Genomic DNA, 23239 nt, shown 5'->3' with positions numbered 1-23239 from the left:
ACAGAGAAATGACCACTGAAGTGCGCGTGCCCACCCTGGGCGAATCCGTGACTGAAGCAACCGTGGCCACCTGGTTCAAGAAACCGGGTGACGCGGTGGCGCAGGACGAAATGCTGTGTGAGCTGGAAACAGACAAGGTGACCGTAGAAGTGCCTGCCCCGGCGGCTGGCACCCTGGGTGAGATTGTGGCCCCCGAAGGCGAAACCGTTGGTGTGGATGCGCTTTTGGCGATGATCACCGCCAGTGGCGAAGCCGCAGCGCCTGCACCTGCCGCCGCCCCAGCGGCGGCGCCGGCAGCGGATGCCGGTGCGGCGACCGACGTTATGGTTCCAACCCTGGGCGAATCCGTGACCGAGGCAACTGTTTCAACCTGGTTCAAAGCGGTCGGCGACACCGTGGCCCAGGACGAGATGCTGTGTGAACTAGAAACCGACAAGGTTTCCGTCGAAGTGCCTGCCCCGGCAGCGGGCGTCCTGACCGAGATCACAGCGCCCGAAGGCACCACCGTGGATGCCACAGCCAAACTGGGTGTGATTGGCGGATCGGCGGGGGCAGCTGCCCCGGCTGCTGCGCCTGCTGCAACCGCCGCTCCGGCAGCTGCGGGCAAGGACGTCGCCAATGCGCCATCGGCGGAAAAGGCGATGGCCGAGGCCGGTCTGAACGCCGCCAGCGTTGCAGGCACAGGCCGCGACGGTCGCATCATGAAAGACGACGTCGCCCGTGCGGTTGCCGCTGCGGTTGCCGCCCCGGCTCCTGCTCCGGCACCGGCTGCCGTGCGCGCCCCGGTTCCGGCCGATGATGCCGCCCGTGAAGAGCGTGTCAAAATGACCCGCCTGCGTCAGACCATCGCCAAGCGTCTGAAAGACAGCCAGAACACCGCCGCGATGCTGACCACCTATAATGAGGTCGACATGACCGAGGTGATGGCGCTGCGCAAAGAGTACAAAGACCTCTTTGAGAAGAAGCACGGCGCGCGTCTGGGCTTTATGTCCTTCTTCACCAAGGCCTGCTGCCACGCGCTGAAAGAGGTGCCGGAAGTAAACGCCGAGATCGACGGCACCGACATCGTGTACAAGAACTACGTCCACATGGGCATCGCGGCCGGCACCCCCACTGGTCTGGTTGTGCCGGTGATCAGAGACGCGGACGCAATGGGCTTTGCCGACATCGAAAAAGCCATCGCCGAAAAAGGCAAGCGCGCCCGCGACGGCAAACTGTCCATGGCAGAGATGCAGGGCGGCACCTTCACCATCTCCAACGGTGGTGTCTACGGCTCGCTGATGTCCTCGCCGATCCTGAATCCCCCGCAGTCCGGCATCCTCGGCATGCACAAGATCCAGGACCGCCCGATGGTCATCAACGGTGAGATCAAGATCCGCCCGATGATGTATCTGGCCCTGTCTTATGACCACCGCATCGTCGATGGCAAAGGCGCCGTGACCTTCTTGGTCCGCGTCAAAGAAGCGCTGGAAGATCCCCGTCGTCTGTTGATGGATCTGTAATCTGGTCCCCGACCTTCCCACAGTAGACAGCGCCTGAGCCTAGGTCGGCGCAGTTTTGCTGTAGAAGGTCGGGCGCTGCCCGGCGATGCCGGGCAGTTTTCAATCACAGCTGATGCACCATTGATCAAACGATGACCCTCCTTCCACCTTCATCTACGCAAGTGAACAAGAGCCTTATTGGCTTTTGCGGATTAGGAATGGCGTGTATTTCATGCGTTAGCGCATTCGCTGGCGTATTTACCTCAGGTGTGAGCAGCCTTATGGGGTTCGCGATTTTATTCTTTTGGATCGTACCGCTCATTGTCGGTTTTACCGTTATTGACCACTACCGCGCAAAGAAGCACACAGTCGAAAAGCGCAAATCCAAGTGGACAAACAACGCCATCTTTCTTCTTTTTGTTGCCTATTTTGCAGCAAGATACATATGGGATATCAATCCGCTGGAACCATTCGCACCGCTTATTATCCAACACGGCGCGACGCTCATGTTTACCATCTCCATATTGCTACCATGCCGTCTGGCTTATGCAGCTTGGAAATGGATCGCATCACCTGACACAATAGAAACAACAGACCTAAAGTAGCCCTTCTGAACTAGGGCTGAGGAGCAAACCATGTCCCAATATGACGTCATCATCATCGGCGCAGGCCCAGGCGGCTATGTGTCGGCTATTCGCTGCGCCCAGCTGGGCCTGAAAACCGCCATCGTTGAGGGTCGCGAAACGCTCGGCGGCACCTGCCTGAATGTGGGCTGTATCCCCTCCAAGGCGCTCTTGCACGCGACGCACCAGCTGCATGAGGCAGAGCATAACTTTGCCAAGATGGGCCTCAAAGGCAAATCGCCTTCGGTCGATTGGAACCAGATGAAATCCTATAAGGATGAGGTCATCGGCCAGAACACCGGCGGTATCGAGTTCCTGATGAAGAAGAACAAGATCGACTGGCTGAAAGGCTGGGCCTCGATCCCGGCCGCCGGTCAGGTCAAGGTGGGTGAAGAGACCTACGCGACCAAGAACATCGTGATCGCCTCAGGCTCGGTTCCCTCGTCCCTGCCCGGTGTGACCGTGGACAATGACACGGGCGTTGTGGTCGACTCGACCGGCGCGCTGAGCTTGCCGAAAGTGCCAAAGAAGATGGTCGTCATCGGCGCGGGCGTCATTGGCCTGGAGCTTGGCTCGGTCTATGCGCGTCTGGGGTCCGAAGTCACCGTGGTTGAATATATGGACGCGGTCTGCCCCGGCATGGACAAGGACGTTCAACGCTCCTTCAAGAAGATCCTGGAAAAGCAGGGCCTCACCTTCATCATGGGCGCGGCGGTTCAGGGCGTGGATGCGACCAAGACCAAAGCCAAGGTGAAATACCAGCCCAAGAAAGGCGGCGATGAGGAAGTGATCGACGCGGATGTGGTGCTGGTTGCCACCGGTCGTAAGCCTTATGCCGAGGGTCTGGGTCTGGACGCATTGGGTGTCAAACTGACCGAGCGCGGCCAGATCGCGACGGACGCCCATTGGGCCACCAATGTTCCCGGCATTTATGCCATTGGCGACGTGATCGAAGGTCCGATGCTGGCCCATAAGGCCGAAGACGAAGGCATGGCGGTTGCTGATGTGATCGCGGGCAAACATGGTCATGTGAATTATGGTGTGATCCCGGGTGTGGTTTACACCACGCCGGAAGTGGCCAATGTGGGCGCCACCGAGGATGCACTGAAGGCCGAAGGTCGCAAGATCAAGGTTGGCAAGTTTTCCTTCATGGGCAATGGCCGCGCCAAGGCGGTGGGTCAGGCCGATGGTTTTGTGAAAATCATCGCGGATGCGGAAACCGACCGTGTGTTGGGCGCGGCAATCATTGGCCCCGCCGCCGGTGACATGATCCACGAGATCTGCGTAGCGATGGAATTTGGCGCCTCTGCCGAGGATATCGCCCTGACCTGCCACGCCCACCCGACCTATTCCGAAGCCGTGCGCGAAGCCGCACTGGCCTGCGGCGACGGCGCGATCCACGCGTAAGTCAAACACACCAAAGCCCGCTCATCATTTTGAGCGGGCTTTTTATTGGATTTATTTATTATGAAAAGCCTGATTTCGGCGGCTATTTTTGCCGTCACTGTGATGTTTGGCGCTGTATCAGCGTCAGCCGACGATAGCCGAGCCGCACGCATCATGTCGTTATTTACAACATATTGCTTGCCGGACTATTCGCTCCTTCTGCAGGCAAAGCTTCGTTTAAATCTGGAGAAGGTCGTTCAGCCGACCGGCGACAGCCCTTTCTGGTTCGATGACACGTCTGGTGCGTATTTATACGTCGATAGAAACCGATGCACGATCACGACCCCGCGCGAGGATCCTTTGAACCGTGAGGATGGAGCCGCGCTAAAGGAAATGCTTGATCGATTTTTGCCAGAGCGTTTTCCCGAGCTGGAGTATGAACCAAATTCCACATGGGGCGCCCCAGATTTGGCAACGGTTTGGATGAAAGGCCCCAGTGGGTCTTGGGATCGCTGGGGGGTCTTTTCCTTTGTGATGCTGGAACCCGGCGCAGATCAGGGCAGCGCTCTTGCCTATGTTCGGCATCCCGATGAAAGATGACGCCGTCCCGTCACCTGCACAATATCCTCCGAAAGGCTGGCTTTTGTTGATGTCGCCCCTACGCTAGGCTCGTGTCACCTGGACATGTTGTCCGGGTTTGGGAGGATTAAAAATGGCCGTTTCATTACAGGTGATCTATCCGGTCTCGGACGAGAGCCGATTTGATTATGATTACTACGTCGGTACACATATTCCGATTGTCGAGCGGGATATGGGGCCGCATATCGATCAAGTGGTGGTGACCAGGGGCATCGCAGGCGGAGCAGATGTACCGCCCGCATTTCATGCAGTGGCGACCATGACCTTTGCCGATCAGGCGGCGCTGGACGCGGCCTTGGGGAATGCAGGCGCCGCGCTGGAAGACATTCCGAATTTCACCAATGTTCAGCCGCAGATGCTGATTGGTGAGGTCCTAGCCTGATTTCGCATGCAAAAAGGGCCGGTGAATTCAATCACCGGCCAGTTTCCTAGGGCTCTCTTTGGGGGTCTGAGCCAAATTAGGAACGAACACGACACCGGGACATATGTGTCGATAGGGATAAAACGGAACGACTGTGCAATTCCGTCGCAAAATTCTGACTTTTGTTCCACGCAGTTTTGCGCGGGGCTACCACATGGTTTTTGCAGCACGTGGAGCCCATTCCCGGTCATAGGCCTCACCGCCAGATTCGCCATCGGAGGCCTCTGCCAGAAGCTGACCCACCGTTGGCAGGCCTTCGCTTTCATCGCCGCAGGTCCAGGTCTTGGCCCGCATCAGGGCGCGGGCGCATTGGGAATAGATCTCGGCGATGGTGATGACAATCACGGTGGCGGGTTGCTTGCCGTTCTTGTCGAACCGGGCGCGCAGATCAGCGTCTGCAGTCAGCTTGGCCGTGCCGTTGACGCGAATCACATTGTTGGAGCCGGGCACCAGAAACATCAGCGATACACGGCCATCGCGAACGATATTGCGCAAGGAATCCAGCCGGTTGTTACCGCGCCAATCGGGCAGCGCAAGGGTTTTGGGATCCAGCTCCATCACCACCGGGCCATCGTCGCCGCGCGGGCTGTCGTCGGTGCCTTCGGGCCCGACGGTGGCCAGCATACACAGGCGCGACGCCATGATCCATTTGCGATACAGTGGCGTCATCTGAGTTACCACTTTACGTAAAGAAGGCGCTCCCGGTTTACCGTAAAGCGCCTCTAGCTGATCAACTGTTTCGATGTAATCCATCTGGGTCAAATCCCGCTTCCTTCATCAATGCATCGGAGCGGGTTTCGACCCGTTCCTCCAGCAGTTTCATAAATTCGTCTTTGGGCAGACCCGCCGGGATCGGGTCGAGAAATTCCACCACCGCCGTGCCGGGTTTACGCAGGATGCCTTTGCGGGGCCAGAACAGACCCACGTTTGTGGCAACAGGAACACAAGGCTGGTTCAACTGTTCATAAAGGACCGCAGCGCCAATTTTATAGGGTTTGAAATCCCCCGGTGCGACGCGGGTGCCCTGAGGATAGATGACTAGCTGGCCGGGTTCGGCGAACTCCTTGGCCACGTCCTGCACCATCTTGGCAATGGCTGTGCCGCCCTTGCCGCGGTTCACCGGAACACAGCCCAGCCGTTTGGCATAAAGGCCAATGACCGGTGTCCACATCAGTTCGCGTTTCATAATGAACTTGGGCCAGGGCATCCGGCCAAAGAGCACCAGAATATCGAGGAAGCTTTGGTGTTTGGAGGCTACGACAACCTCATCAGTGGGGATGGTGCCTCGGATTTCGGTTTTGATCCCCACCATCCAACGTGCTGACCACAGGACCCAGGCGCAGTAGACCTTGCAGGCGAGTTTGGCACCGGATTTGGACAGGATGGCCAAAGGAGAAAAGAGAATGCCGAGGATCAGCATCATAGCGTAGATCTGCACCACATAGATCAGTGAGCGCAGCCATTGGATAAGGATCACGACAGCTCTCCCAGTCGTTTCTTGGACGCGCGGGTGGTGGCGACAAAGGCCACAAGCGCGCCGAGCGGGGGAATGGTCAGCGGCAAAAGCCAGCTGAAGCCGGTAAAGCCAAGCCCGGTAAGGAAGCCGCCTTCCTCGGACGCGGCAGGGAGAAGTAAAACGCCGATCATGCCAAAGGCCACACCAACTGCGGCCCCGATCAGGGCGCGCAGAGTAAAGCGACGAATAAAGGCATGGGCGATATAGGTATCAAGCGCGCCTACCAAGCGAAGCACTTCGATCACCTGAGAATTCGCGGCAAGGGCAGCATTGGCCGCCAAGGTGATCATGGCTGCGGTTGCGCCTCCGATCAGCAGGATGGAGATCACCGCCAGAAGGCGCAGTGCACGGGCTGCATCCACCAGCGGTTCACGCCAGCGGGTGTGATCATCCAGCACCGCGCCGGGCACCTCTGCCTGAAGACGCAGACGCAGGCCAGTGGTATCATAAGGCGGATCGCCGGCCAGAACTTCGATCAGCTGCGGTACCGGCAGGCTGTCGAGAGGCAGGTCCGAGCCGAACCAGGGCGACAGCATCGCCGCCTGTTCTTCGGGGGTGATCACCCGCACATCAGCAACGCCGGGAGTTTGTTGTAATATGGTGACGGCCGCGTCGGTCTGAGCTTGGCGTTGATCTGCCGGCGCGTTGATACGCAGGGTTGCAGCCCCGGCCAGCTCATCCGCCCAACGGTCCGCCAGACGTCCCGAAGCGACCGAAAGCGCCAGTGCAAAGACGGTCAAGAAGGCCATCGCCCCGGACACAAAAAGGGTCAGCTGCGCCGTAAATCCGCTGGGTGGTACGACCCGGTCGGCCTGTGCGTCTCCCAGGATCAGGTTACGCGCGCTCATAGGTCAACCCCCGCAAGAGCCAATTGCCGGTTGGAGATGCGCAGGACACGCGCCTGAACCTGGTTTTTGGCGGCGCGGATCAAGGGCAGATCATGCGTCGCCACAAGGATCGTCTTCCCCATGTTGTTGAGTTCCACAAGCAGACGCAAAAGACGTTGGGACATTTCCCAATCAACATTTCCGGTGGGTTCATCCGCGATGATGACATCCGGGGACAAGATCACCGCACGCGCCAGTGCCGCGCGCTGGCGTTCCCCGCCCGAGAGTTCGGGCGGCAGCGCATCAGCACGCTCCGAGAGCCCTACCCAGCTGAGCAGCTCACGCAGATTGGCTTCTTCCTGGCTCAGATCTTTACCCGACACAGTCAATGGGAGGGCGATATTTTCCATCAAGGTCAGATGGTCCAGAAAGCGGCAGTCCTGATGGACCACGCCAACCCGGCGGCGCAAAAAGGCCATCTGGTCCCGGTCCAGTCCCTGAACGTCCATATTGAAGGCCCGCACACGCCCCGCAGTCGGCGCCAGCGCCCCATAGCAGAGTTTCAGCAAAGTCGTTTTACCCGCACCGGACGGGCCGGTCAGGAAATAGAATGCACCAGGCGCGAGTTGTACCGAGACGTTGCTCAGCAATTCTCCACCGCCATAGTTATAGGCCACATTGTCCAGCTCGATCACGGCTGCCCCCTCAATTCACGCGCCAGTTTTGCCCTACGCGGGGGCGGGTTTCAATGGCTGCTGTTGCCTTGGCGTGTCACTGGGGACTTTGTGGGGCAGCTTGGCCAAGACTTGTGGCAATTGTGTCTTTCGTGGAAGCCCGGAACTGCTTATGATTTCTGGAAAATCAAAGGTGGTGTGCGGAAATGCCATCCGCGCCCGAGGAGATCCTAATGCGCCTCACATGTCCAAATTGCGGAGCCCAGTACGAGGTTCCCGATGATGTCATCCCTGCTGAAGGGCGTGATGTGCAATGTTCAGACTGTGGCACCACCTGGTTTCAGGACGGCCCATTCTCGGAAGCACCCGACAGCACCGGACCGGTTGCGGCACCGTCCTTTGACCCGCCGGAACCGGAAGGGGAACAGCAAGAAGATTTTGCGACGGCACCAGATCCGACAGGCGACAGTCAGGGGGATGCACCCCCAGTGACCCCATCCTTCGGCACTGAAGACACCTCGGCTGAGGATTGGTCAGAAGACGACGACGAGATCGAAGAAGATTACACCGAAGCCCCCGCGCCACAAATGGAGCATCCACGACGGAAGCTGGAACCCTCGGTCACGGATATTCTTCGGGAAGAAGCGGAACGCGAAAGCGCCCTGCGCGCGGCGGAAGCTAGCGGTTTGGAGACCCAGCCAGATCTGGGATTGGAGCAGCCCAGTTCCGGCGACACGGAGAGGCGCGCCGAACAAACACGGGAACGAATGGCTCGGCTGCGCGGCGAAGACCCGAATGCTGTTGAGGAAGAGTTCACCGGATCGCGCCGGGGGCTTTTACCGGATATTGAAGAAATCAACTCTTCCCTACGTGGCGGATATGAGGTCCCGGCGGCGGCTGATGCGCTCCAGTATGACGAAACGGTCGGACGCCAGCGCAGCAGTTTTTTGCGCGGTTTTACAATTGCGATCCTTCTCACCATTGCCGCGGCGCTTATCTATCAGAACGCAGACCCGATCTCGACCCGTTTGCCGGGAGCGGCACCTGCGCTTGAGACATTTGTGGATTGGGTGAACGCCTCCCGTGTCTGGCTGCACACACAGGTGGAGCAGTTGGCAAAAGACCCTGCGCAGTAAGCCGTTTTTGTTATAGCCCGACCCGTTTAGAAACGGTCCAGCAGCCGCTGGAGATAGTTTCGCTCAGTCTCACTACGGTTCTTCTCTTCGGAACGGCGGCGGATATCTTCGAGCAGATCCCAGGCCCGGCGATAGGCCTGTTCCTCCCCAACCGTACCACCCTGGCTGGCGCCAGCACCGCCCCGCCCAAGGGGGTCTGTCCCTTCGGCCCGGTTTTGCTGGCCAGTCTGCCCTTGGCTGCCCGGGTTATCCTGTTGTTCGGCCATGGCTTCTCCCAAGGCACGCATACCGTCGCGCAGGGCTTCCATCGCCTCGGACTGGCGGTCCAGCGCCTCGGCCATATCGCCCTGGCGCAACGCCTCTTCTGCGTTTTCCATTGCCCGTCCGGCGCGGTCCAGCGCCTCGCGCGTGTCCTCTCCTTCAGAAGAGCTGCTAAAGGGCAGCCCCTCCTGCTGGCGTTGCAGCTCATCGCGCAACTGTTGCTGACGGTCCGCCAAAGAACGCTGGCCCTGGCCCTGCTGCGGCACACCTTCGGACCCCTCACCTGCCTGACCTTGCCCGTTCTGCGCCCCCCCCGGCTCGTGGCTTTGACCACGCCCCTGACCGCCGTTGCGCCCTTCGTTCTGACCGCTTTCGCCGGATTGGGCATTGGGATTGAACTGTTCCTGAAGGTCGCGAAAGGCCTGATCAGACAACCCCTGCTGTTGCCGCAGGGTTTCCGCAAGCCCTTCCATCGCCTGATCGCCCGGAGAGCTTCCCTGCCCCTGCTGACCCTGGGTGACCTGCATGTTCTCCATCAATTCCTGGAATTCGCGCAGGGCCTGTTCGGCCTCGGCCATGCGGCCCTGTTCCATCAGCTCTTGGATGCGGTCCATCATCGCCTGAAGGTCATCCTGGCTGAGTTCCAGAGAATTTTCGCCGCGTTCACCGCGCTCCAGATCCTCGGCGTCAGCTTCGGCCTGTCGCCGCAACTGGCGCAGATAGTCCTGCGTGGCCTCCCGCAGCTCCTGCATCAGCTCGGCAATCTCCTGATCGGAGGCCCCATCACGCATCGCCTGGCTCAGGCGGTCTTGTGCACGCCGCATCCGTTCCAAGGCGTCGGCAATGTCGCCCTCTTCCAACTCCAGCGCAAAATCCCAAAGGGCGGCGGCAATTTCGTCCTGTTCAGACGTGTCCAGGCCAGTACTGACGTAGGTTTCCAGCCGTCGCAGAATCGCCCGCAACCGCAGATAATCACCGGTCGCGCGAAAGAGATCATCCGGTTTATGGGTCAATGTCCGCAGGATCTGGGCGACGCGGGGTCCGTTGGCGCGGGCCCACAAAAGGTCGCGCCGCTGTTCAATAACGGCCGCGGCCAGCGGATCAAAGAACCGACGTGTTGCCAGCGGCGCGCCGAAGCCTGCGCTTTTACCGGTCTGACCCGCAGCATCTTCGACAGAGAAGTTATAGACCATTGGCATATTGGCCCAGGGATGCTGAGAAAAATCATCAACCAGAAGCTCAGTGAAATTACTCCGATCGCCGGTCAGGGGCAGCGGCAAATCCAGAACAATCGCCTCGCGCGGGTCAGGGTCTATGGCAAGCCCATGACGTCGATCCAGCGCCAGAAGGTCCAGATCAATCCGGACCTGCCCGCGTTCGATTCCATAATCATCTGTCCCGGTAAACGGCATCTGCATCTGACCATTGGCCGAGACTTCCGGCGCGCCCGCCACTTCAACACGCGGGGCCGTGTCAGGTAGCACGTTCACAGCCCAACGGTGGCCGCCGGGTCCGTTGATTTCAATAGTCCCGCTTTGCGTGATCTCGAATGCCTGTTCGGAATCGGCAGCAGAGGGCAGCGCGTCGGTCCGGCCCGAAACCGTTTCCGCCAGAGTCAGATCTCCGATTTCACCGTAAAACCGCAAGGTCACAGTGCTGCCTTCAGCCACGTTTAGCGCCTCACCCGGTTGATCCGCCAGATAAAGCACCGGCAGGCCAGTATAGTGCGGCGGCTCCAGCCAACCTTCCCATGACGGGCCGGTCTGGGCCTGCGCGGCTCCGGGAGCCAGTATCTGCAAACTCCCCACATGGAGAATAGACCCGAAGAGAAGCGCTACCACCAGAAGGGTGAGCGCCATGTACCGAAGTGCAAAGGGGTCAGCGGATGTCAGACGCAGGTTGGGCACCGGAGCAGAGGATCGGGCCGCGCGGGTTGCCATACGGCTTTGATGCAATCGCCACAATCTGGCCGATGCAGCATCCCCCTGCCCGATTGCCTGATCGTCCAAAAGCGCAGCAATGGGGCGTCCCGACAAGGTTTGGTCCAGATGTGCCTGCGCCACCTGCCAGCTGGGCCAGCGCAGTTGCAGCGCACCCCAAACTGTCGCCGCCACGAAAGAAAGCCCCAAAACAACCGAGCTTCCCCACAATATTTCGACCGGCAGAAGTTCCGCAACGCCCAACATCACGGCGGCCAGTATGCAAAAGAGAACAGAGGCTGCAGGCCAGAAGGCCCGCATCAGGTTTTCGCTGAACAATCCCAGCCGTGTCAGCCAAAGCTGACGTGCAACAGGTTCGAGGCGCGGATCAAGACCCGCAGCCCAGATCGGCTTGCGCCGTTCCCGCGCCTTTTCCCATGCTTTGGAGCTGGGTTTGTTCTGGCTGTCATGTTCGGACATAGAAAACTGCCTCCGGATGCTCCAAAGGCAGAATGCTTCAGAGCCACTCTGGTATGGTATCGCGATTTATCATTTCGTCAAAGCTCGGGCGTTTGCGAATAACCGCGAATTGATCTCCATTCACCAGAACCTCTGGTATCAGGGGGCGAGAGTTGTATTCGCTGGCCATTACCGCACCATAAGCCCCGGCGCTGCGGAAGGCGACCAGATCACCAGCCTCCATCGGGGGCATGTTACGGCCTTTGGCAAAAGTATCACCGGATTCGCAGACCGGCCCGACGATATCATAGGGGTGTGTTTCAACCCCCGCAGCGGCTTCGATCACAGGTACGATGTCGTGATGCGCCTCATACATGGCCGGGCGGATCAGGTCGTTCATGGCACCGTCGATAATCAAGAAATCACGATCTTCACCGGATTTCACGTAGATTACTTTAGACAACATAATGCCTGCATTCCCCGCGATAAGCCGTCCGGGCTCAATCTCGATTTCACAGCCCAGGTGGCCCAATGTGTCTTGGATCAACCGGCCGTATTCAGATGGCAGAGGCGGCGCTTCGTTGGAGCGGGTATACGGAATACCCAGACCACCGCCGAGGTCAAGACGGCGGATATTGTGCCCTTCTTGACGAAGGTTTTCGGTCAGCTCCGCAACTTTTTGATACGCTAGCTTGAAAGGCTCCAACTCTGTCAATTGCGAGCCGATGTGGCAGTCGATCCCCACCACCTCGAGCCCCGGCAAAGAGGCCGCAAGCGCATAGACCTCTTTTGCGCGCGAGATCGGAATGCCAAATTTGTTCTCGGATTTGCCGGTTGCAATTTTGGCATGCGTTTTGGCGTCCACGTCCGGGTTGACCCGGATGGTGATCGGCGCGGTTTTGCCCAATTCCTGAGCAACGCGGCTTATCACAACCATTTCCGGCTCGGATTCAACGTTGAACTGGCGAATGCCACCGGTGAGGGCGGTGCGAATCTCTTCCTCGGTCTTGCCAACGCCGGAAAAGACGATCTTGTCCCCCGGAACGCCTGCAGCCTTGGCGCGCAGGTATTCGCCCTCGCTCACCACATCCATGCCTGCGCCCGCCTGGGCCAGGGTTTTCAGGATCGCCTGATTGGAGGCCGCCTTCATGGCATAACAGACCAGATGATCCGTCCCCTCCAGAGCCTCATCAAAGAGGCGGAAATGCCGCAACAAAGTGGCGGTGGAATAAATGTAACAGGGGGAGCCTACGGAGGCCGCAATCTCGGCCACCGGCACGTCCTCGGCGTAAAGCGCGCCGTCGCGGTAGAGAAAATGATCCATAGATCCGCGTTTAGGGAAAAGGACGCGGGGGATCAATCTTTTCTGAGTGGATCAACACAATAGCGCCTAAGACATGAACCGCGATTACAGTTTGCCCGAGACACCAACCTGTGCGCTGCCTGAAATCGTGATGCCGGATTTAGGGGTTTGGTCTGACTTGTCCGGTTGGGCCTCAGGATAGCGCGGGTTTGTTTCACAAGCCGCAAGTGGCGCGAGGAGAAACAAGAGACAAAGAGTTCGCAAGGGACTATCCTTTTTTGTTATGCCGTGCGTTCTGCCACGTCGCCCGATCACAGACCAACAGCGACAGACACCGGCCCTTTGCTGACGCCAACGCTGCTGCCCACATGCACACCGCTGCTGGAGACATTGACGCCAACGCCAAAGGTCGGGCGGACGGGTTCGCCATCCGCGCCGCAGGAGGCCAGAACCATCAAAGCCGCCATCAGGCAGAACAATTTGGACATATCGGGCCTCCTTCTTTTTTACACACGCGCGCCCTTTCGGGTCAGCTGTTCAGGATTTCTTTCCAGCGGGCGACCTGCGCGCGAACCTGTGCCGGTGCGGTGCCGCCATAGCTCATACGGGAGTTTACCGAGTTCTCCACGCCAAGCACGCTAAAGATATCATCGGTGATGCCTGCATGCACGCCCTGCATGTCCTCAAGACTCAGATCCGGCAGATCACAGCCGCGGGATTCTGCCATGGCCACCAGCGTGCCGGTCACATGATGCGCGTCGCGGAACGGCACCTTGAGCACCCGCACCATCCAGTCGGCCAAGTCCGTGGCAGTGGAGAAGCCAGAGCCGGCGGCGGCCGCAAGGCTTTCGCGGTTGCCGGTCATATCCTTGACCATGCCTTCCATCGCAGCCAGCGCCAGCATCCAGTTGTCCGCGGCATCAAAGACCTGTTCTTTATCTTCCTGCATGTCCTTGGAATAGGCCAGCGGCAGTCCTTTCATCACCATCATCAGCGCGGTGTTGGCGCCAAAGATCCGGCCAACCTTGGCGCGGATCAGCTCAGCCGCGTCGGGGTTTTTCTTTTGTGGCATGATCGACGAGCCGGTGGAGAAACGGTCCGACAGCGTCACAAATCGGAACTGAGCGGAAGACCAGATCACCAGCTCTTCGGCAAAGCGGGACAGGTGCATGGCGCAGATCGAGGCGACCGACAGGAATTCCAGCGCAAAATCCCGGTCCGAGACGGCATCCAGCGAATTTGCGGTTGGACGGTCAAAGCCAAGCGCGCTGGCTGTCATGTCCCGGTCAATCGGGAAGGAGGTGCCCGCCAAAGCCGCCGAACCAAGCGGTGATTCGTTCATCCGGGCGCGCGCGTCACGCACACGAGACAGATCGCGGCCAAACATCTCCACATAGGCCATCATATGATGGCCCCAGGTCACCGGCTGTGCGGTTTGCAGGTGAGTAAAGCCCGGCATCACCCAATCGGCGCCGGCTTCTGCCTGATCGACCAATGCCGCGATCAGCGCCAACAGACCCTTTTCCGCCGCATCAAACTGGTCCCGCACCCAAAGCTTGAAATCGGTCGCCACCTGGTCGTTGCGTGAGCGGCCAGTGTGCAGACGGCCTGCGGGTTCGCCGATAATTTCTTTCAGACGCGCCTCCACATTCATGTGAATGTCTTCCAAGGCGGTGGAATATTGAAACTTTCCCGTTTCAATCTCTGACAAAACGGTGAGCAGACCTTCCCGAATGGCTTCGGCGTCATTATCCGTTATAACGCCTGTGGCGGCAAGCATTGCCGCGTGGGCCCTAGAACCGGCAATGTCTTGTGCCGCCATCCGCTTGTCAAATCCGATCGAGGCATTAATTGCCTCCATGATCGCGTCTGGACCTGCGGCAAAGCGGCCGCCCCACATCTGGTTCGAGGTTTGATCTGTCATGGTGGAACCCTGGAGAAATTATGCGTCTGTTTCGTCACCTCACCCTTTATATGGCTCTTGCTCTCGGTGCAAATACAGCAATGGCCGCTGATCAGGCGACTTTGGAAGCGCTCCGAGAGGACAGCCTGCGCCGCCTCGTGGTGCATAGCGCCCCCAAGGACGTTTCGGACCAGCCGTTCACTTTGGCCGATGATGCGGGCACGGCAACTCTGCAGGACTATAAAGGCAAGGTTGTTCTGCTGAATTTCTGGGCCACCTGGTGCGCCCCTTGCCGCAAAGAGATGCCCCAGATTGCTGAACTGCAATCTGAATTCGGAGGCGAAGACTTTGAGGTTCTGACGATCGCAACGGGACGCAATTCCCCCGCGGGGATTCGCAAGTTCTTTGACGAAAACGGGATTACCAACCTGCCCCGCCACCAGGATGCAAAACAGAGCCTGGCACGGGAGATGGCAGTGATTGGCTTGCCGATTACGGTATTGCTGGACCGGGACGGCAAAGAGGTTGCGCGACTTTTAGGAGACGCAGAATGGAATTCAGACAGCGCCAAGGCAATTGTTCAGGCTATGATTGACGCCCAATAAACACGTGCTGATCGGCATCCTTATCGCGACCTTTACACGCGGGCTGCAAATGTGACGGAAGAGGCAAGGCGGGAGGCTTTCTGCAGCATAGCTGGCGCTCCCAAACTGCTTAAAACTCTATACTTAATCACCGCTTCACTCTTTTGCGGGATCCTGTGGATTGACGTATACTATGCGCATAACCATCGGGAGCCTTTCGGTGAACAAGACTCGCATCAAGCTGGCAGATATGGCCGACGGAACCGACACGCCGCTGAACTCAGCAGTGGCGAACCGGGACCGGTCAACATTGGATATGGTGGCCGACGCGATCAAATATGACCAGACTATGCTGGCATATCAGCCGATTATGCAGGCGATGCCCCCCAACAATGTGGCCTTTTATGAAGGTTACATTCGGGTTCTGGACGCCACCGGGCGTGTGATCCCTGCCCGTGATTTCATGGATGTGGTGGCAGACACCGAATTGGGACGCGAACTGGACTGCCTGGCCTTGCAGCATGGGCTGCGTGCCTTGGCTAAACATCCCAACATTCGCCTTTCGGTGAACATGTCTGCACGCTCCATCGGGTACGAGCGCTGGAACCAGGCTCTGAAGCGATTCATCAACAATGATAATTCCATCGGTGAGCGGCTTCTTTTGGAAATCACCGAATCCTCGACCCAGGGTGCTCCTGAGCTGGTTTTGGATTTCATGACACGCATGCAGGAACACGGCATCGCCTTTGCCATGGATAATTTCGGCGCAGGCAGCATGTCGATTGCCCATTTTCGCCAGTTCTTCTTCGATGCGGTCAAACTGGATGGGCAATTCATTCGCAAGATCAGCGAAAACTTTGACAATCAGGCCGTTGTGCGCGCGCTTGTCGGTGTCGCAAAGCAGTTCGACATGTTGACGGTCGCCGAATCTGTTGAAACCCAGGCTGACGCGGATTTCCTCGTTTCCATTGGTGTCGATTGCTTGCAGGGGTATTTGTTCGGCGCTCCAACCGTCCGCGCTCCTTGGGTCGAAGAACTGAAAAAGCGCAGTCGCGCCTAGGTTTTGTGTGATCACAGCCCGCAGGAAATACAACCTATGCGGAATTAATTTCCCCCACCACACGGCTGAATGCAGCGGTTTCAGTTGACTTTCGACTAAAGGCTGCGACACCTTGCAAATTGCTGCAGGTGCAGAAACTCGTTTACTGTGCCGCTGATGGGAGGGGGAATGCCGGTCGATCGACAGCTTAAAACTTGCGACCCGCTTCCGTAATATATGGATGTCAAAGGACCAAAAGTCATGACCAACGTTGTAATTGCATCCGCTGCACGCACTGCAGTCGGAAGCTTTGGCGGTTCATTCGCCAATACGCCAGCCCACGATCTGGGCGCCGCCGTTCTGGAAGCCGTGGTTGAGCGCGCCGGGATCGACAAAGCAGAAGTATCGGAAACCATTCTGGGTCAGGTTCTGACCGCGGCCCAAGGTCAAAACCCGGCCCGTCAGGCGCATATCAACGCTGGCCTGCCGCAGGAAAGTGCCGCTTGGGGTATTAACCAGGTCTGTGGGTCCGGCCTGCGCGCCGTCGCTCTTGGGGCACAGCACATCCAGCTGGGAGATGCGTCGATAGTTGCAGCGGGTGGTCAAGAGAACATGACCCTGTCCCCCCATGCCGCGCATCTGCGTGCCGGCCAGAAAATGGGCGACATGAAGTATATCGACACCATGATCCGTGACGGTCTGTGGGACGCCTTCAACGGCTATCACATGGGTCAGACCGCCGAGAATGTTGCCGACAAATGGCAGATCAGCCGCGAGATGCAGGATGAATTTGCGCTGGCGTCGCAAAACAAAGCCGAAGCCGCCCAAAAGGCCGGTAAGTTTGCGGATGAGATCGTTCCGTTCATCGTAAAGCACCGCAAAGGTGACATCACCGTGGACGCGGACGAATACATCCGTCATGGCGCCACGATCGAAGGCATGCAAAAACTGCGCCCAGCCTTTGCAAAGGACGGCTCTGTCACAGCTGCAAACGCGTCCGGCCTGAACGATGGCGCGGCGGCCACCCTGCTGATGAGCGCGGACGAAGCTGAAAAACGCGGCATCGAGCCACTGGCGCGAATCGCCTCTTATGCAACCGCAGGTCTGGATCCGTCCATCATGGGCGTAGGACCGATCTATGCATCCCGTAAAGCTCTGGAGAAAGCGGGCTGGTCCGTGAACGATCTGGATCTGGTCGAAGCAAACGAAGCCTTTGCCGCGCAAGCCTGTGCTGTAAACAAGGACATGGGCTGGGATCCGGCCATTGTGAACGTAAACGGCGGCGCAATTGCAATTGGCCACCCGATCGGAGCCTCCGGTTGTCGCGTTCTGAATACGCTTTTGTTCGAAATGAAGCGCCGCGATGCCAAAAAGGGTCTGGCAACGCTGTGTATCGGTGGTGGTATGGGTGTCGCTTTGTGCGTCGAACGTCCGTAAACGATTAAAGAAGCATCATTAATCAGGGCACCCTTTGGGGTGCCCTTTTGTTTTGACACCTGGTCGTTACGATAAGTCATACAAAATAAAATTTGGGAAAAGCAAAATCAGCTTCGCAATTTGCTTGCGCTGCGATGCAGAATTTTGCAATTTAATTACCAAGAGCCTATCCAAGTGGAGGAAGATTATCATGGCACGTACTGCACTCGTCACCGGGGGGTCCCGCGGAATCGGCGCTGCTATCTCTAAAGCCCTAAAAGCAGAGGGTTATACCGTTGCAGCGACTTATGCGGGAAATGACGAAGCCGCCGCCAGCTTTACCGAAGAGACGGGAATCAAAACCTATAAGTGGAACGTTGGAAACTACGAAGAATCCAAAGCCGGTATCGCAAAAGTTGAAGAAGATTTGGGTGGGATCGACGTTGTTGTCGCCAACGCCGGCATCACACGTGACGCGCCATTTCACAAGATGACACCAGAACAGTGGCAAGAAGTGATCGATACAAATCTGACAGGTGTGTTCAACACTGTGCACCCTGTCTGGCCCGGCATGCGCGAACGTGGCTTTGGCCGTGTGATCGTGATCTCGTCGATTAACGGTCAGAAGGGGCAGTTTGGTCAGGTGAACTATGCCGCGACCAAAGCAGGTGATTTGGGCATCATCAAATCTTTGGCGCAGGAAGGCGCGGCCAAAGGCATCACGGCCAATGCGATCTGCCCAGGTTACATTGCCACTGAAATGGTGATGGCAGTGCCTGAAAAAGTCCGTGATATGATCATTGGCCAAATCCCAACCGGGCGTCTGGGTGAGCCTGAAGAGATTGCACGCTGCGTGGCCTTCCTGGCCTCTGATGATGCGTCGTTTATCAACGGTTCGACTATCTCGGCAAATGGCGCGCAATTCGTCGTCTAAGCGGCATTTCCGTTCAAGACCAGCAAGGGCCGCCCATTACGAGCGGCCCTTTTGAATCCCGTAAGGACATGGCGCCTAGGCCCAGCGGGAAGAGGAAACACGGCTGCGTCGTTTCGGAAGTGTCCAGAGCATATCCCAAAAGGCCGAAAACGCCTTGGCCCGTTCCTGATGTGCACGATGCATGGCTTTCGCGAGATGCGCCTGAGTGGTTGCTTCAATCATCTTGGCCTCCTTTCGGATTAGCTTGGTTTTACTGTGTCCAGGATGCCCCTTTTATTTATTGCGGACAAACGAGACTTTTCCTGCCTTCAGTTAAGTATTACTTGTGTGAAGATGTCAGATCGGCTTCCTCCCCTCACCGCTTTGCGCGCCTTTGATGCGGCAGCGCGGCACATGTCCTTTGCCAAGGCGGCAGAGGAACTGAACGTGACACCTGCGGCCCTGTCCTTTCAGATCAAGACCTTGGAAGAGCATCTGGGAGACAAGCTGTTCCGCCGCCTGAACCGGGCGGTAGAGCTGACCGAGGCTGGACGGACCCTGGCTCCGGGCGTGGCTAATGGTTTCCTGAACCTGTCAGAAGCGTGGCAATCCACTCGGCGGCTGCAGGACAATACAACCCTGACCGTGACAGCCGGCCCTGCCCTGACAGCGAAATGGTTGGCGCCACGGCTCTATGAGTTTGCCCGCAGCCACCCGGACATTGATCTGCGGTTCTCCGCCACACTGCGCATGGTGGATCTGGAACGCGAAGATGTGGATATTGCGTTACGCTTTGGACTGGGTCCCGACGACGGGCTGAATGTTGTACCGGTACCGCCGGAATGGGTTTCGCCGGTTATGACGCCGGAATTGGCCAAACAATACCCCACGCCTGAAAGCCTCATGGCGGCGCCATTGATCTTTGATGAATCCATTGCTTTTCTGGATCCCCCATGTGATTGGCCCGCGTGGTTTCGCACCCAAGGAATCGGATACACCCCAACCCATGGGCTGCGGTTTTCACAGGCCGACCACGCGGTGGACGCGGCAATTTCCGGTGCAGGGGTCGTTTTGGGGCGGCGTAGCATGGTATTAACCGATCTGCACACCGGGCGTCTGGTGGCTCCGTTCAAAACCGCGCTGCAAACCAAAGCCCACTTCAGGTTGCTCAGCACAAAAGGTAGCGAGACCCGCCCTCAGGTTGTTGCATTCCGGGACTGGTTTATTGCTGAAATGGCAAAGACAGCCTACATCTCGGACGATTTTGAAATTATTCCGGTTGAGGACGTTCCCCCGCCATGAGCAAACCCCGCGCAACCGCCATCGGCTTTGTCGCGATCCTTCTGTGGGCGCTTTTGGCGCTGTTCACGGTCGGATCAGAGCCGACGCCCCCACTGCTTTTGAATGCGATCTGTTTCAGCATTGGTGGTGCGCTGGGGTTAATCTGGACCGCCAAAACCGCAAGCCTGCAAGACCTGCGGAAGATTTCGTGGAAAATCTATGCCTTTGGCTCGGTCGGGCTCTTTGGTTATCACGCGCTCTATTTCTCAGCCTTGCGCCTTGCACCCGCGGCCGAGGCCGGGTTGATCGCTTACCTCTGGCCTTTGTTGATTGTCCTATTTTCCGGACTGTTGCCGGGAGAACATCTTCGGGCCGGGCATTTGGTCGGCGCGGCTCTTGGATTTGCCGGGGCCGGGATAATTGTCACCGGAGGCGGCGCCGGATTTCAGACAGCTTATCTGCCGGGCTATGGGCTGGCTCTGTTATGTGCACTGACCTGGTCCGGCTATTCCGTCCTGTCACGACGGTTTTCTGATGTCCCAACAAGCGCGGTGACGGTCTATTGCATGGTCTCAGCTGTGGCGTCGTGGGGGTTACATTTCGCAATCGAAGACACAGTCTGGCCCAACAGCTCCGTCAGCTGGATGTCCGCAATCGGGCTGGGACTGGGGCCTGTAGGGCTGGCCTTCTTTGTCTGGGATATAGGCGTCAAGAAGGGTGATATTCAAATGCTTGGCACAATGTCCTATGCCACCCCTTTGTTGTCCACGCTGGTTCTGGTGGCAGCGGGATTTGCCGCCTTCAGCTGGAGCCTCGCGCTGGCGGCAGGCTTGATCACAGCCGCCGCCGTTCTGGCAACACTGGCCAGCCGTGACGCCCGCGCGCACGCCCGGTAGGTCCAGCTGTTTCCCGTGTATCAAATGAAAAGGGCCACCTGCGGATGACCCTTTTTACTTCTATCCCTATTTCTGTCTCAACGACGATAGCCCACGCCGTTCAGAGGCTACGCCCCTACCGTCAATCCGCCGACAAACGGGAGATCTGTTCTTTTATCTTCAACTTTTGTTTTTTGAGGGAAGCAATTTCCAGACCGTCTGTACCTGGCGACCGCTGGGCGACTTCCACCTCATTGCTCAGGTGCTCGTGCTTTTTCTTCAGTTCATTAAGATGCGAGCTGAGGCTCATGGCAATCCTCCTGTTGAGCGTTGAATGATCCCGACCGCGCCGGGCGTAGACAGTGGACCACAGAAGGACCGCCCCTGTCACGCTGCAGCTGCAAGAAATTCGACTCAACTCACCCGGATCGGCGCATAGATGCCGATTTTACGCCAATTTTGGCGAAAATTACGCAAATTGTGCAAGCCTCCTGTCACTTTGGCCACGCAAGCGCACAGCCGTGACGCAGTATGCCTTCGACTTCGGCGCGGTAATCCGGGCGGTCTCCCGGGTGAGTGGGTTTTTCGTGCAAAACGAACGGTGCATGCAGGCGCAAGTCCGCACGCCCCCCCTTTCGCGCCCTCAAAAGGATCAGTTCAGCCGCGCGACCAATACGCGGTGCGATGGGCAAAATCTCGGGACTGCCAAGACGCCCTGCGCAAGCAACCAACACATCCGAAAGCCGGTCAGCGCGTTGGATCAGGTGCAGGTAACCCTTTGGAGCAAGCCTGCGACTGGCGGTGTCGAGCCACATGTCCAGCGGGGTTTCTTCCCCCAAGGCGATGCGGCGACCACCGTCGTCGGCCTGACTGTGCGCCCCTGCGCGATAGTAGGGCGGGTTTGCGATCACGTGATCAAAGCGGCGCTGACGCAAGTCATTCGGAAGATCCGTTAGGTCGGCTTGCACCACGCATAGATCCAAACCATTCAAAGCGCCATTTTGCCGCGCCAGATCCGCATAGGCAGGCTGCAACTCCACCCCTGTGAGCGCCAGATCTGTGCCCCGTCGCCCCAGACATATCAACGCCTGCCCGGCTCCGCAGCCAAGCTCCAGCACGCTTTGCCCCGATTTGACAGGCACCGAAGCGGCCAGAAGCACCGGGTCCACGCCCGCACGATAACCGTTTTTGGGTTGCAGCAGAGTAACTTGCCCCCCAAGGAAGGCATCACGGGTCAGAGCATCCGGTGCAAACACGGATCAACGCCCCAAAGGGATGCCATTGTCATGCATCACCAGCTCTGCCGCGGAATAATCATCCGGATGAACCATCAGCCGACGTGGAAAAATTCCGATCCCTCCCTCAAGGACGCTCATATTTACGTCCATCTGAAAGCAGTCTATATCCTCTCCCTCAAGAAGGGCTGAAGCAAAGGCAAGGATTGTTGGATCTGTGCTGCGCAAAAGTTCTTTCATGGGGATGGATCTAAGGCCAAGGACCCGCAATTGTCGAGCCTTGCAGACGGGAAAATGATGGATCAGGTCAACGCGCAAAAGCCGCATGAACAGCTGGCAGCACAATTGGACACAGAGATGGAGGCTGTCAACGCGCTGATCCGCGAACGGATGGCATCAAAACATGCACCGCGCATTCCCGAAGTGACAGCGCATCTGGTAGAGGCAGGCGGCAAACGTCTGCGTCCGATGTTGACTTTGGCCGCGGCAAAGCTGTGTGGTTATGCGGGGCAGGACCATCTGAAACTGGCCGCCACGGTTGAGTTCATTCACACGGCAACTTTGTTACATGACGATGTGGTCGATGAAAGCGGCCAGCGGCGCGGACGCCCAACGGCCAACCTTTTGTGGGATAACAAAAGCTCGGTCCTGGTCGGCGATTACCTGTTTTCACGCAGTTTCCAGCTGATGGTCGAAACCGGCTCCTTGCGGGTACTGGACATTCTGGCCAATGCCTCGGCAACCATTGCTGAAGGCGAAGTGCTGCAGATGACGGCCGCCAGCGATCTGCGCACGGATGAGGATGTTTACCTGCAAGTTGTGCGCGGCAAGACAGCGGCTCTGTTTTCAGCCGCAACCGAAGTGGGCGGTGTGATTGCGGGCGTCTCAGAGGATGCGGTTCAGGCACTGTTTGATTATGGCGATGCGCTGGGAATTGCATTTCAAATTGCCGATGACCTGCTGGATTACCAGGGGGATAGCAAAGTCACAGGTAAGAACGTCGGTGATGATTTCCGCGAACGCAAACTAACTCTGCCGGTGATCAAGGCCGTGGCACAGGCGACTGACGAAGAGCGCGAATTCTGGAAACGCACCATCGAAAAGGGTAAGCAGCAAGAGGGTGATCTCGAACAAGCACTGGCGTTGATGTCTAAATACGAAACGCTTGAGGCTACGCGCCAAGATGCGCTGGCATGGTCTGCCAGGGCGCAATCCGCGGTAGCCAGACTGCCAGATCACCCGCTGCGCCAGATCCTTTCGGATCTTGCCGATTACGTTGTAGCCCGCCTGAAATAAACGCCTACTGCCCGGAGCGCTCCCGCGCCTGTGTCTTGTTTTGCATGGGCAA

26 protein-coding genes are annotated in these 23239 nt (G+C 58.0%); 13 read left to right on the top strand and 13 right to left on the bottom strand.

Going from position 1 to position 23239, the window contains the following annotated elements:
• Positions 1–8 precede the first annotated feature (8 nt).
• The 5 genes from odhB to ACXAEW_RS09840 all read left to right on the top strand — a co-directional run bounded on the left by odhB (position 9) and on the right by ACXAEW_RS09840 (position 4511).
• Positions 9–1502 carry a 2-oxoglutarate dehydrogenase complex dihydrolipoyllysine-residue succinyltransferase gene (gene odhB / locus ACXAEW_RS09860; RefSeq protein ID WP_474941154.1) on the top strand — a complete coding sequence of 498 codons (1494 nt, stop codon included), beginning with the start codon at positions 9–11 and terminating at the stop codon, positions 1500–1502.
• Positions 1503–1633: 131 nt separating this feature from the next.
• The gene (locus ACXAEW_RS09855) at positions 1634–2086 is read left to right on the top strand and encodes a hypothetical protein (RefSeq protein WP_474941153.1); all 453 of its coding nucleotides are present in this window, start codon (positions 1634–1636) and stop codon (positions 2084–2086) included.
• A gap of 30 nt (positions 2087–2116) precedes the next feature.
• On the top strand, positions 2117–3511 hold the full coding sequence (gene lpdA / locus ACXAEW_RS09850; RefSeq protein WP_474941152.1) for a dihydrolipoyl dehydrogenase: 1395 nt from the start codon (positions 2117–2119) through the stop codon (positions 3509–3511).
• Between the two features lie 60 nt (positions 3512–3571).
• Positions 3572–4090: a hypothetical protein gene (locus ACXAEW_RS09845; RefSeq protein ID WP_474941151.1), complete on the top strand. Its 519-nt coding sequence runs from the start codon at positions 3572–3574 to the stop codon at positions 4088–4090.
• 112 nt (positions 4091–4202) lie between these two features.
• A complete protein-coding gene (locus tag ACXAEW_RS09840; RefSeq protein ID WP_474941150.1) occupies positions 4203–4511 on the top strand; it encodes an EthD family reductase in 309 nt (102 codons plus the stop codon).
• Between the two features lie 186 nt (positions 4512–4697).
• Here ACXAEW_RS09840 and ACXAEW_RS09835 read toward each other — a convergent pair whose 3' ends face one another.
• The 4 genes from ACXAEW_RS09835 to ACXAEW_RS09820 are packed head-to-tail and all read right to left on the bottom strand — an operon-like array spanning position 4698 to position 7588.
• The gene (locus ACXAEW_RS09835; protein ID WP_474943022.1) at positions 4698–5303 is read right to left on the bottom strand and encodes a pyridoxamine 5'-phosphate oxidase family protein; all 606 of its coding nucleotides are present in this window, start codon (positions 5301–5303) and stop codon (positions 4698–4700) included.
• A complete protein-coding gene (locus ACXAEW_RS09830) occupies positions 5281–5973 on the bottom strand; it encodes a lysophospholipid acyltransferase family protein (protein WP_474943021.1) in 693 nt (230 codons plus the stop codon). The genes ACXAEW_RS09835 and ACXAEW_RS09830 overlap by 23 nt, the downstream gene beginning before the upstream one ends.
• 50 nt (positions 5974–6023) lie before the next feature.
• Positions 6024–6914: a cell division protein FtsX gene (locus tag ACXAEW_RS09825; protein ID WP_474941149.1), complete on the bottom strand. Its 891-nt coding sequence runs from the start codon at positions 6912–6914 to the stop codon at positions 6024–6026.
• Positions 6911–7588: a cell division ATP-binding protein FtsE gene (locus ACXAEW_RS09820; RefSeq protein WP_474941148.1), complete on the bottom strand. Its 678-nt coding sequence runs from the start codon at positions 7586–7588 to the stop codon at positions 6911–6913. Before ACXAEW_RS09820 ends, ACXAEW_RS09825 begins: the two co-directional genes overlap by 4 nt.
• Positions 7589–7800: 212 nt before the next feature.
• On the opposite strand from ACXAEW_RS09820, the gene ACXAEW_RS09815 reads away from it, so the two are divergent.
• Positions 7801–8703: a zinc-ribbon domain-containing protein gene (locus tag ACXAEW_RS09815; RefSeq protein ID WP_474941147.1), complete on the top strand. Its 903-nt coding sequence runs from the start codon at positions 7801–7803 to the stop codon at positions 8701–8703.
• A gap of 26 nt (positions 8704–8729) precedes the next feature.
• Here ACXAEW_RS09815 and ACXAEW_RS09810 read toward each other — a convergent pair whose 3' ends face one another.
• From ACXAEW_RS09810 to argH, 5 genes are all read right to left on the bottom strand, one after another.
• Positions 8730–11363 carry a TIGR02302 family protein gene (locus tag ACXAEW_RS09810; protein ID WP_474941146.1) on the bottom strand — a complete coding sequence of 878 codons (2634 nt, stop codon included), beginning with the start codon at positions 11361–11363 and terminating at the stop codon, positions 8730–8732.
• 37 nt (positions 11364–11400) lie between these two features.
• Positions 11401–12666 carry a diaminopimelate decarboxylase gene (gene lysA, locus ACXAEW_RS09805; protein WP_474941145.1) on the bottom strand — a complete coding sequence of 422 codons (1266 nt, stop codon included), beginning with the start codon at positions 12664–12666 and terminating at the stop codon, positions 11401–11403.
• Positions 12667–12750: 84 nt separating this feature from the next.
• On the bottom strand, positions 12751–12909 hold the full coding sequence (locus tag ACXAEW_RS09800) for an argininosuccinate lyase (RefSeq protein WP_474941144.1): 159 nt from the start codon (positions 12907–12909) through the stop codon (positions 12751–12753).
• A 47-nt stretch (positions 12910–12956) separates the two neighbouring features.
• On the bottom strand, positions 12957–13133 hold the full coding sequence (locus ACXAEW_RS09795; protein ID WP_474941143.1) for a hypothetical protein: 177 nt from the start codon (positions 13131–13133) through the stop codon (positions 12957–12959).
• A 41-nt stretch (positions 13134–13174) separates the two neighbouring features.
• A complete protein-coding gene (gene argH, locus ACXAEW_RS09790) occupies positions 13175–14569 on the bottom strand; it encodes an argininosuccinate lyase (RefSeq protein WP_474941142.1) in 1395 nt (464 codons plus the stop codon).
• Positions 14570–14589: 20 nt separating this feature from the next.
• Between argH and ACXAEW_RS09785 the strand changes: the two genes are divergently transcribed.
• The 4 genes from ACXAEW_RS09785 to phbB all read left to right on the top strand — a co-directional run bounded on the left by ACXAEW_RS09785 (position 14590) and on the right by phbB (position 18521).
• The gene (locus tag ACXAEW_RS09785; RefSeq protein ID WP_474941141.1) at positions 14590–15153 is read left to right on the top strand and encodes a TlpA disulfide reductase family protein; all 564 of its coding nucleotides are present in this window, start codon (positions 14590–14592) and stop codon (positions 15151–15153) included.
• 199 nt (positions 15154–15352) lie between these two features.
• A complete protein-coding gene (locus ACXAEW_RS09780; RefSeq protein ID WP_474941140.1) occupies positions 15353–16192 on the top strand; it encodes an EAL domain-containing protein in 840 nt (279 codons plus the stop codon).
• 240 nt (positions 16193–16432) lie between these two features.
• Positions 16433–17608, top strand: a complete 1176-nt coding sequence (locus tag ACXAEW_RS09775; RefSeq protein ID WP_474941139.1) for an acetyl-CoA C-acetyltransferase — start codon at positions 16433–16435, stop codon at positions 17606–17608.
• Between the two features lie 190 nt (positions 17609–17798).
• Entirely contained in the window at positions 17799–18521 is a 723-nt protein-coding gene (phbB, locus tag ACXAEW_RS09770) for an acetoacetyl-CoA reductase (RefSeq protein WP_474941138.1), read from the top strand.
• 75 nt (positions 18522–18596) lie between these two features.
• Here phbB and ACXAEW_RS09765 read toward each other — a convergent pair whose 3' ends face one another.
• The gene (locus ACXAEW_RS09765; protein ID WP_474941137.1) at positions 18597–18743 is read right to left on the bottom strand and encodes a hypothetical protein; all 147 of its coding nucleotides are present in this window, start codon (positions 18741–18743) and stop codon (positions 18597–18599) included.
• 111 nt (positions 18744–18854) lie between these two features.
• On the opposite strand from ACXAEW_RS09765, the gene ACXAEW_RS09760 reads away from it, so the two are divergent.
• Together ACXAEW_RS09760 and yddG are read left to right on the top strand one after the other, a co-directional pair.
• A complete protein-coding gene (locus ACXAEW_RS09760; protein ID WP_474941136.1) occupies positions 18855–19802 on the top strand; it encodes a transcriptional regulator GcvA in 948 nt (315 codons plus the stop codon).
• Positions 19799–20677, top strand: coding sequence for an aromatic amino acid exporter YddG (gene yddG, locus ACXAEW_RS09755; RefSeq protein ID WP_474941135.1), 879 nt, complete (start codon positions 19799–19801; stop codon positions 20675–20677). The genes ACXAEW_RS09760 and yddG overlap by 4 nt, the downstream gene beginning before the upstream one ends.
• A 121-nt stretch (positions 20678–20798) precedes the next feature.
• On the opposite strand, the gene ACXAEW_RS09750 is transcribed toward yddG, so the two are convergent.
• From ACXAEW_RS09750 to ACXAEW_RS09740, 3 genes are all read right to left on the bottom strand, one after another.
• Positions 20799–20966 carry a YdcH family protein gene (locus tag ACXAEW_RS09750; protein ID WP_474941134.1) on the bottom strand — a complete coding sequence of 56 codons (168 nt, stop codon included), beginning with the start codon at positions 20964–20966 and terminating at the stop codon, positions 20799–20801.
• A 184-nt stretch (positions 20967–21150) separates the two neighbouring features.
• Entirely contained in the window at positions 21151–21912 is a 762-nt protein-coding gene (locus ACXAEW_RS09745) for a tRNA1(Val) (adenine(37)-N6)-methyltransferase (RefSeq protein ID WP_474941133.1), read from the bottom strand.
• Positions 21913–21915: 3 nt separating this feature from the next.
• Complete coding sequence (locus ACXAEW_RS09740; protein WP_474941132.1) at positions 21916–22131, bottom strand: putative signal transducing protein; 216 nt, start codon at positions 22129–22131, stop codon at positions 21916–21918.
• A gap of 57 nt (positions 22132–22188) precedes the next feature.
• Between ACXAEW_RS09740 and ACXAEW_RS09735 the strand changes: the two genes are divergently transcribed.
• Positions 22189–23187, top strand: coding sequence for a polyprenyl synthetase family protein (locus ACXAEW_RS09735; RefSeq protein WP_474943020.1), 999 nt, complete (start codon positions 22189–22191; stop codon positions 23185–23187).
• Positions 23188–23239 lie beyond the last annotated feature (52 nt).

It is taken from the genome of Epibacterium sp. ABZ3_068, from assembly GCF_056159265.1.
The sequence above is the reverse complement of the archived record's forward strand: the minus strand, read 5'-3'. Positions and strand labels throughout refer to the sequence as shown.

Bases quoted from the DNA above. Each gene is read 5' to 3' on its own strand.
- ACXAEW_RS09810 (WP_474941146.1), bottom strand. From the start codon at position 11,363: ATGTCCGAACATGACAGCCAGAACAAACCCAGCTCCAAAGCATGGGAA.
- ACXAEW_RS09825 (WP_474941149.1), bottom strand. From the start codon at position 6,914: ATGAGCGCGCGTAACCTGATCCTGGGAGACGCACAGGCCGACCGGGTC.
- ACXAEW_RS09735 (WP_474943020.1), top strand. From the start codon at position 22,189: ATGGATCAGGTCAACGCGCAAAAGCCGCATGAACAGCTGGCAGCACAA.
- odhB (WP_474941154.1), top strand. From the start codon at position 9: ATGACCACTGAAGTGCGCGTGCCCACCCTGGGCGAATCCGTGACTGAA.
- lysA (WP_474941145.1), bottom strand. From the start codon at position 12,666: ATGGATCATTTTCTCTACCGCGACGGCGCGCTTTACGCCGAGGACGTG.
- ACXAEW_RS09840 (WP_474941150.1), top strand. From the start codon at position 4,203: ATGGCCGTTTCATTACAGGTGATCTATCCGGTCTCGGACGAGAGCCGA.
- ACXAEW_RS09855 (WP_474941153.1), top strand. From the start codon at position 1,634: ATGACCCTCCTTCCACCTTCATCTACGCAAGTGAACAAGAGCCTTATT.
- lpdA (WP_474941152.1), top strand. From the start codon at position 2,117: ATGTCCCAATATGACGTCATCATCATCGGCGCAGGCCCAGGCGGCTAT.
- ACXAEW_RS09765 (WP_474941137.1), bottom strand. From the start codon at position 18,743: ATGATTGAAGCAACCACTCAGGCGCATCTCGCGAAAGCCATGCATCGT.
- phbB (WP_474941138.1), top strand. From the start codon at position 17,799: ATGGCACGTACTGCACTCGTCACCGGGGGGTCCCGCGGAATCGGCGCT.
- ACXAEW_RS09835 (WP_474943022.1), bottom strand. From the start codon at position 5,303: ATGGATTACATCGAAACAGTTGATCAGCTAGAGGCGCTTTACGGTAAA.
- yddG (WP_474941135.1), top strand. From the start codon at position 19,799: ATGAGCAAACCCCGCGCAACCGCCATCGGCTTTGTCGCGATCCTTCTG.
- ACXAEW_RS09785 (WP_474941141.1), top strand. From the start codon at position 14,590: ATGCGTCTGTTTCGTCACCTCACCCTTTATATGGCTCTTGCTCTCGGT.
- ACXAEW_RS09845 (WP_474941151.1), top strand. From the start codon at position 3,572: ATGAAAAGCCTGATTTCGGCGGCTATTTTTGCCGTCACTGTGATGTTT.
- ACXAEW_RS09750 (WP_474941134.1), bottom strand. From the start codon at position 20,966: ATGAGCCTCAGCTCGCATCTTAATGAACTGAAGAAAAAGCACGAGCAC.
- argH (WP_474941142.1), bottom strand. From the start codon at position 14,569: ATGACAGATCAAACCTCGAACCAGATGTGGGGCGGCCGCTTTGCCGCA.
- ACXAEW_RS09740 (WP_474941132.1), bottom strand. From the start codon at position 22,131: ATGAAAGAACTTTTGCGCAGCACAGATCCAACAATCCTTGCCTTTGCT.
- ACXAEW_RS09760 (WP_474941136.1), top strand. From the start codon at position 18,855: ATGTCAGATCGGCTTCCTCCCCTCACCGCTTTGCGCGCCTTTGATGCG.
- ACXAEW_RS09830 (WP_474943021.1), bottom strand. From the start codon at position 5,973: ATGATGCTGATCCTCGGCATTCTCTTTTCTCCTTTGGCCATCCTGTCC.
- ACXAEW_RS09815 (WP_474941147.1), top strand. From the start codon at position 7,801: ATGCGCCTCACATGTCCAAATTGCGGAGCCCAGTACGAGGTTCCCGAT.
- ACXAEW_RS09795 (WP_474941143.1), bottom strand. From the start codon at position 13,133: ATGTCCAAATTGTTCTGCCTGATGGCGGCTTTGATGGTTCTGGCCTCC.
- ACXAEW_RS09775 (WP_474941139.1), top strand. From the start codon at position 16,433: ATGACCAACGTTGTAATTGCATCCGCTGCACGCACTGCAGTCGGAAGC.